Raw genomic sequence first — 7,583 nt, 5'->3', positions numbered from 1 at the left:
TCCTTTGAATACTGGATATAATAATAATAATATAAAGAAGAATACAAATAATTCAATTGTTAAATATACATCTGGATTTGGTAATAAAGATGTTTTATAAAATATTATTAAGCTAATAATTGAATAAAGAATTAAGAATAATTTTTTGTATTTTTATTCTCANNTTTTGCATTAAAGTATTTAATTTTAAGGTAGAAAGATAATACTAGGAAAATAATTGCTCCTAATTGCAGTATCAAATAAAACTATCTTGTTGTCAAAAATGGATTTATAGCAAAAATCATAGAAGAAAAATGTCTAAATATTTATCTTTGAATATATTCCTTGCTAAAAAATAAAATATAATTGAAGCAATTGCAGGAACATATACATTTGTAAAGTCTGCTGCTAACCATATACATAATATTTGATGCTGGATGTATTTGTAAAATATTTAATAGTGCAATAATTTGATTACCAAAGTTTTGGAACATCAAATAAGATAAAAATGCTAAATATGATACAAGATCTTTATTGTATAAATAAAATGGTAATGGATAATTTAAATTATATGTAAAACTATTTACTGTATGATTAAATAATCAAAGATTCAAAATATTTAAACATTAAGTAGCATCAGGTCCTACTAAAGAATAATTTCCTAAGAAATTAAGTGAATAAACCTTTTGATCCCAAAGTAAATAAGAATATAAATATAATTAATAATACATCTATTAGTATATTCCATGAGGATATTTTTCTTAATCTATTAACTTTTGTTTCTTGTTTATTATTATTTAAATTAGAATTTTCAGATGTCATTTTTAGATATTTTAATAAAAGATTTAAAAATTATTTTACAATTACTTACAGTATGCCTAGAAAAGTTGTATCAAAAACAGGTGAAGAAGGTATAAGAAATGCTGAAGAAAATGTTGTAAAAGAAAATATTGTAACATGGACTAAGGGATACAAGGCAGAAGTATTAGATGTCGTTGGAAGAACTGGTATGAGGGGTGAAGCTACGCATTTTATTGTAAGAATACTTGATGGTCCAGATTCCGGAAAAATTCTTAGAAGGAATGGTAATAGGACCTGTTAGAAAGGGGGATTTAAAATTATTAAGGGAAACAGAAATATCAGCTATGCCAATTGAAAAGAAAGATTAAAAATGGTTGTTAAAATAAGTGTTCATCATTGTGGGAGAGAAATAGAACCAGGTACTGGAATTAAATATGCATTAAATAATGGTACTATTTTATATTTTTGTTCAAGAAAGTGTATTAAAAACTGGGAAATGAAGAGAGACAATAAAAAGCTAAAATGGACGGTATTTTATAATAAAGTATTGAATGGAAAGCATTTAATACAGAAGACATTGGTAGTATTAAAACCAGATAGTGTTAAAAGAGAAATTGTTGGTAGAAATAATATCTAAATTTGGAAAGCAGGTTTAAAAATTATAGGATTAAAAATGATAAAATTAACAAAAGAACAAGCAGAAAAATTTTATTATGCAGATGAAAAATGGTTGGAAAGTGTTGGAAATAAGACAATAACAAGATATAAAGAGATGGGATTGGATCCTGTAAAAGAATTTGGAACTGATGATCCAAAGAAAATTGGGAGTATAATAAGAGGATGGCTAATAGATTTTATAACATCAGGTCCAGTTGTTGCTATGGTATTAGAAGGTGTCGAAGGTGTTGCTGTAGTTAGAAAATTAGTTGGTCCAACAGAACCTTTAAAAGCTCCACCAGGTACTATTAGAGGCGATTATGCTCATGTATCAATAGCTTATGCAAATTGGAATTAGATTGTTTTAAGGAATGTTGTTCATGCATCAGAAACTGAAAAAGATGCAGAAAGAGAAATATTTGTAATATTTAAGCCAGAAGAAATCTATAATTATGAGAGGATTATTGAGGAAGTCATCTATTAGAGATAAAATTTTGATTTTTTTAATAGTATTTTCAATTTTTATGATTTTAGCTTCAATAATATATAGATATTTATTTTATCCAGTATATTTTTCTTAAATTACCATATGTTTATAATATTTCAGATAATGAAACTGAAATTGGGTATTATGGATTAAATTTAACAACTTATGATATAATTAAAATGTCAATAAATGGTGTACCTTACATCAAAAAAATCTTAATTTTACTAATTCAACTATTTCTGTAGAATTTATTAGTGAAATAGACGATTATTTATTAAATAATTCTCTATATATGGAAAATTATGAATTATATTATACAAAATTAAATATTATATATCCTCAATATTCTTTTATATTATGTATAAATGACTCTTGTGGAGCCTTTGTATTTACTAGTAAGGGAATTACAAACATACCAATTTCATATATAAATAATATAAATAATACATTGATAATCTATCTTTCATATTCAATATCTGAAAAAATTTTGAATTATTTAGAATATCAAAATGGAAATTTTGTAGATATAATTAAAAATGGGTTAGGAAATGGAGAAATTAAAGTAATAAATGATAATCAACTGATTCAGAATATTCTAAATATATATACACTCAATATTAGTGCAGGATAAAATTTTACTATGTTTCAAATGGACTAATTGCTTTTAGTAATATAATAAACATAACTGTATAAATTGGCAATATTATTAATATACTCATTAATTTTATAAATTCTATGTATTGAAAGTTTGTTCCAGAAATAGATCCCATCAATGTATTTAATATAATTACAAATATAACTCCTACAATTATTTATGTTATATATATTTCTAAGAATACTTGCATATTATTTGAATATTCTATTATTTTTCTTTTATATTCATCAAATAATTTCTCAGCTTCATTATCTAAATACTCCTCAAGATTTCCACCCTCAACTATTATTGATTTCATTCCATTTAATATTGAAGCCCATTTCTTTGATGGAGAATATTCCGCCTTTCTTTCTAATGCTAATGGTAGTGATAACCCTACAGTATCTATTAAGTATATTATTTCAGATGCTTCTTTTTTTATTTCTGAAAGTTCGCTATATTTTGATAATAATTCGAATAATGCTTTTGGGGTTGCACCAGAAGAAACTAAAGAAGCCATATATAATACGGCATAATATAAAGAATTATCTATTTTTTTAGCTCTATTTTGTTTTTCTATTGAAGGATATTTTTTAAATAAAAATAAAGATCCAAACAATCCTACGATACCAGTAAGTATTCCAAATATTATTGGAAAAGTTGGATTAAAAGATCCATATACTTTTATATTATACATTAAAAGGGAAAAGAATGTTAATATTGATACAGATATTGATATTCCTATTGAATACATTTTAGCTTTATATATATACTTAGAAGGATCTTCTTTAGAATTAATTATTAATAGATCCCTTTCTATACCACTCAAAAATTGATCAAATACCTAACCATATATTTAATTATTGACATCCAAAATTAAAAGTATAATGATAACTAATATCATATAATAAAGGGGTAAATCAAAAAGGATTAACTGAAAGATTTATAGATCAAATTTTCAATATAAAGNATCCATTACATTATAAAGAAATAAATGTTTTTGGTTCATATATTAAGGAAGATAGATTTATATTATATATATCTATTTTGTTTGCATCAATTATCTGAAATATTTGGAATAATATTTAAATTATATGAAAATTATGTAGCACTTTCAATATTAATCATAGTTATATATCTTGTGGGAGGAGTTCCATACATATTTTACAAGTATATTGAAAGTAAAATATATGAAAATATAGTCTAATAACTATACATATTTTTTATCTTATTTATCTGAAAGTTTAGCATCCGGAATGACATTATTGGATGCTCTGGCATATCTATCTTCGGTAGATTTAGGATATTTATCTGATTTTAGTTAAAAAATTATATAATTGGATTGCTTGGGGTATGCCATTTGAAAAGGCATTTACACTATTTAATATGTATTTTGAAGAACTTCCCATTATAAAGATTATTAATTATGTAATATTAGAAACATATCAGGGTGGGGGTGAAATTTCAAAGGTTTTAAAAAGGTTATGTAATGATCTAGAGTCCGTAAAGGAATTGGATGGACTAAAGAGAGCATACTATATCACAACAAATATTGGTTTTATATGCTATATTCATTATATTTGTTGGATTATCAATTTCTATATTAGATACAATTAAACCATTGATAATAAGTCAAATTTCAGTTTCTACCATTCATACAACATTTAATTTCTTTTCTTCTCAAATAAATTATTTATGGTTAAAGTTTATTACATCTTTATCCATAATTATGGTAGGAATTTCAGCATCAATTAATAATGGGCATTGCTGAAAGTGGAAAATTAAGATCTTCAGTAAAACATTTAGCAATAAACAATTTAATAGGATTATTATCTATAGTAATTTTTGTTCTACCCTCTTTTGTATCATTTAATTTACAAGTTTTTCCAACAACTGCTTATGTATATACTCTCAGATAAATATACAAGTATATGGATATATTGTTGCACAACCAATAACAAATGCCCCATTAACAATATATGTAGATAAATTCAGCTGGAAATTATGTTTACCAGAATTTTCACATATTACAGAATGGATATTATTCTCAGTCTATCGAATTAAATAGCACTGGTACATATATTGTAGATGCAGTATTAAATTATAATGGGAAAAAATATATACAAAAACAAAGTATTAATGTAATATATATGAAATCTCAAAGCTGGATCGAGGTATTGATTACACTTGCTGTATTTTTATACATTATAGTTTATATGTATTCAAGATATAGTCAATGGATTATCTCAATATTCTTCCGGATTATATAAAATATCTGAATATCAAAAATTATATACCAGTTCTTTTTATTTTTCTCAATTTTATGGTCCACAAATAGTATATAATTATACAAATTTTTCTTTTTCATATTATTATACTCCAGATGTTGTATTTCTATCTACAAACTCATACATTTGTAATAATTGTATAGAATTTTTTTATAATATGAGTTCAAACAATATAGAAATAATTCAGAACTCTAATATAAATGTATCATCTATTTTACAAGTTTATATATATGGAATAACACAAAATATTAATATAACAAACAATTCTGCATATTATAATTGTGATCATTATTTAAGTTCTTCATTTTTTAGTGTATATACAAGAACTTTCCTATATTTACTTTTAATTTAATTGGAAATTATAGTATTAATATAAATACAAATGAAAAATTCTTAATTATAAATATATTATAATACAGTACTATACTTGTATAATGGGGATAAAATTGTTGGCTTCCAAACATATTAATGAATATTTATCCAACAGTATATTTAAATTATTTTCAATATTTCAATGGATCTATAAACTATATATNTTTATATGGATAATGAAAAATTTATATAAGAATCCTAAGTATAAATTAAATATTGTTGGGCCCGTAGCTTAGTCTGGTAAAGCAGTCGGGTTTTTGACCAGAAGATCGGGGGTTCAAATCCCTCCGGGCCCGGGTTCGATTATCATAAATGATTGAGGTATTATCATATCATAATTTTATATTGGGGAATGTTTTCTAATATCATCATGGGAATAAAAAGAATATTATATTTTGCTATAGTAAGCCTTCTATTGTTAATTTCTACATTTAATCTATATTCACATGTTGGAGCAGATGTTGTTGGAAGTAATAGTGCTAAAGCTAAGAGTGTAACATTATCTACAGCAAATATATATTATTGTGTTGCTTCTTCTGCAGGTTCAACCCTTACTCCAAGTTTTAATGTAATGGTAAATAATGGAAATTATGCAGTAATTGGAAATTCTAGTACAAATACCTGTTCATTTACTACTACAGCTAATACTTATGCAATTGGTGGAGTTTTATAAATAATTATTCTGTTCCAGTTATTTTAACTACTTTTACAAATACATATAATAGACCAGGTCCAGTAACAGTTTCATATACTGTTTCAGGGCAAAATGAAACAGTATTAATATTAATATTCCTTGGAGGAACAAAGAATGGAGGTAATATTGGTGGGGTAACATTACCTAATGGTTGTTCTCAATTATTTTAAACATCTTCACCGTCAAATAAGGGAATATCTGCGGAATGTAAAGATTTAGCTCCAGGTACTTATAGTGTTTGATTTAACGTTNGCCCTGGTCCAGGATCAACGGAATATGTTTCTGCATTAGAATTAGGATTTCCAGTATTTACTTTTGATATTACAGGACCAAGCAGTATAGATGTTTATACAAACTATAGTAATTCTACAACAATATATGTAAATCAATTAACAGGAAACACACCTTTGCCAGTTACTCTTTCTTGTTCAACAAGTAATTCAAATCTACAATGTTCCTTATCTAATACTACTGTTACTCCAAATGCATCAGTAACTTTAACTGTTACTGCTTCATCTTCAATTACTCCAGGAACATATTCAGTAACAATTTCAGGTACAGCGCAAAATGGAGTTACGAATTCTACTACTATAACAGTTAATGTACAGCCATATTCATTCTCAATACAGGGACCAAGTAGTATAATTTTTATACAAATTATAGTAATTCTACAACAATATATGTAAATCCAATATAAATAGTGGGTCCCCATTAATTCCATTACTTTATCTTGTTCTACAAATAGTAGTTATTTATCGTGTTCACTATCAAGTACTCAAGCTACTCCAAATGCATCAGTAACATTAACAGTAAGTGCAAATAGTAATATACAACCAGGTACTTATAGTGTAACAGTAACTGGTGTTGCATCAAACGGAGTTACGAATTCTACTACTATAACAGTTAATGTACAGCCATATTCATTCTCAATACAGGGACCAAGTAGTATTAATACATATGTGGGTTCTTCTAATTCGGCAACAATTAATATTACTCAATTAAATAGCGGATCTCCATTACCAGTTAGCTTATCTTGTTCTACAAATAGTAGTTATTTATCGTGTTCACTATCAAGTACTCAAGCTACTCCAAATGCATCAGTAACTTTAACTGTTACTGCTTCATCTTCAATTACTCCAGGAACATATTCAGTAACAATTTCAGGTACAGCGCAAAATGGAGTTACGAATTCTACTACTATAACAGTTAATGTACAGCCATATTCATTCTCAATACAGGGACCAAGTTGTATGTATGTAAATGCTGGNTCTTCGAATGATACAATAATAAATATTACCCAACTAAGTGGTGGAACTCCTGCATCTATTACTTTATCTTGTTCAACAAGTAACTCAAATCTACAATGTTCCTTATCTAATACTACTGTTACTCCAAATGCATCAGTAACATTAACAGTAAGTGCAAATAGTAATATACAACCAGGTACTTATAGTGTAACAGTAACTGGTGTTGCATCAAACGGAGTTACGAATTCTACTACAATTACAATAATTCCTATAGTTAATCCACAAATATATATTATATCCCCATCTAATAATTCAGTATCAAATTATTATCAACTAAATATATCATTCTATACAAATTATCCAAATGTAAATGTAACAATAAATGGACAAACATATAATATAAATGTAACACCAGGTAATAATA

General features: G+C 25.9%; 9 protein-coding genes and 1 tRNA gene. 8 read left to right on the top strand and 2 right to left on the bottom strand.

The window, feature by feature from the left end; genetic code table 11:
• Positions 1-652 precede the first annotated feature (652 nt).
• The 4 genes from LUA84_RS05290 to LUA84_RS02455 all read left to right on the top strand — a co-directional run bounded on the left by LUA84_RS05290 (position 653) and on the right by LUA84_RS02455 (position 2,555).
• Positions 653-1,081, top strand: a complete 429-nt coding sequence (locus LUA84_RS05290; protein ID WP_231434287.1) for a S1 domain-containing protein — start codon at positions 653-655, stop codon at positions 1,079-1,081.
• Between the two features lie 69 nt (positions 1,082-1,150).
• On the top strand, positions 1,151-1,417 hold the full coding sequence (locus LUA84_RS02465) for a 50S ribosomal protein L24e (RefSeq protein ID WP_231434286.1): 267 nt from the start codon (positions 1,151-1,153) through the stop codon (positions 1,415-1,417).
• A gap of 36 nt (positions 1,418-1,453) precedes the next feature.
• A complete protein-coding gene (locus LUA84_RS02460; protein WP_308112638.1) occupies positions 1,454-1,795 on the top strand; it encodes a nucleoside-diphosphate kinase in 342 nt (113 codons plus the stop codon).
• A 421-nt stretch (positions 1,796-2,216) separates the two neighbouring features.
• The gene (locus LUA84_RS02455) at positions 2,217-2,555 is read left to right on the top strand and encodes a hypothetical protein (protein WP_231434285.1); all 339 of its coding nucleotides are present in this window, start codon (positions 2,217-2,219) and stop codon (positions 2,553-2,555) included.
• A 181-nt stretch (positions 2,556-2,736) separates the two neighbouring features.
• On the opposite strand, the gene LUA84_RS02450 is transcribed toward LUA84_RS02455, so the two are convergent.
• Positions 2,737-3,387, bottom strand: coding sequence for a type II secretion system F family protein (locus LUA84_RS02450; protein ID WP_231434284.1), 651 nt, complete (start codon positions 3,385-3,387; stop codon positions 2,737-2,739).
• Between the two features lie 723 nt (positions 3,388-4,110).
• Here LUA84_RS02450 and LUA84_RS02445 point away from each other — a divergent pair.
• The 4 genes from LUA84_RS02445 to LUA84_RS02430 all read left to right on the top strand — a co-directional run bounded on the left by LUA84_RS02445 (position 4,111) and on the right by LUA84_RS02430 (position 5,891).
• The gene (locus LUA84_RS02445) at positions 4,111-4,329 is read left to right on the top strand and encodes a hypothetical protein (protein ID WP_231434283.1); all 219 of its coding nucleotides are present in this window, start codon (positions 4,111-4,113) and stop codon (positions 4,327-4,329) included.
• On the top strand, positions 4,316-4,477 hold the full coding sequence (locus LUA84_RS02440) for a hypothetical protein (RefSeq protein ID WP_231434282.1): 162 nt from the start codon (positions 4,316-4,318) through the stop codon (positions 4,475-4,477). Before LUA84_RS02445 ends, LUA84_RS02440 begins: the two co-directional genes overlap by 14 nt.
• Before the next feature lie 962 nt (positions 4,478-5,439).
• Positions 5,440-5,514 (top strand) — tRNA-Lys (locus LUA84_RS02435).
• Positions 5,515-5,588: 74 nt separating this feature from the next.
• The gene (locus tag LUA84_RS02430; protein ID WP_231434281.1) at positions 5,589-5,891 is read left to right on the top strand and encodes a hypothetical protein; all 303 of its coding nucleotides are present in this window, start codon (positions 5,589-5,591) and stop codon (positions 5,889-5,891) included.
• 406 nt (positions 5,892-6,297) lie between these two features.
• Here the strand turns inward: LUA84_RS02430 and LUA84_RS02425 are convergent, their stop codons facing one another.
• On the bottom strand, positions 6,298-6,633 hold the full coding sequence (locus tag LUA84_RS02425) for a hypothetical protein (RefSeq protein WP_231434280.1): 336 nt from the start codon (positions 6,631-6,633) through the stop codon (positions 6,298-6,300).
• Positions 6,634-7,583 lie beyond the last annotated feature (950 nt).

Source organism: Candidatus Nanopusillus massiliensis, from assembly GCF_920984865.1.
Note: the sequence above shows the minus strand (reverse complement) of the source record. Positions and strands in the feature narration are given on the sequence as shown.